1 protein-coding gene is annotated in these 461 nt (G+C 66.6%); it reads left to right on the top strand.

What is annotated here, in order from left to right; all coding sequences use genetic code 11:
• On the top strand, positions 1-461 hold a 461-nt coding region (locus ABGV18_RS11520), incomplete at both ends, for an Ig-like domain-containing protein (protein ID WP_396586151.1).

Here is a 461-nt window from a genome sequence, read left to right as displayed (position 1 = left end):
TCCCGTCACCGGCGATGACCTCGTCGATGGCGACGAGGCCGGGGAGAAAGCCGTCAGCATCACCGGTTCGGTCGGTGGTGATGCCAGCGAAGGCGACACCGTCACCCTGACGATCGGCGGCCAGGAATTCACCGGCACCGTCGATGCCGACAACAACTACGCCATTGACGTGCCGGGCAGCCTGCTGGCTGCAAATGACACGGTCAGCGCCACGGTCACCGGTAGCGATGACGCCGGCAACGACTTCACCGCCAGCGCCGGTCGTGAGTACGGCGTCGACACCGCGGCCTCGGCCACCATCACCATCGATCCCGTCACCGGCGATGACCTCATCGATGGCGACGAGGCCGGCCAGGAAGCCATCAGCATTACCGGCTCGGTCGGTGGGGATGCCAGCGAGGGTGACACCGTCACCCTGACCGTCGGCGGCCAGGAATTCACCGGCACCGTCGATGCCGACA

The sequence above is a fragment of the Guyparkeria halopsychrophila genome (genome assembly GCF_044582135.1).
Lineage (GTDB): Bacteria > Pseudomonadota > Gammaproteobacteria > Halothiobacillales > Halothiobacillaceae > Guyparkeria.
This window is presented reverse-complemented; position numbering and strand designations above follow the sequence as displayed.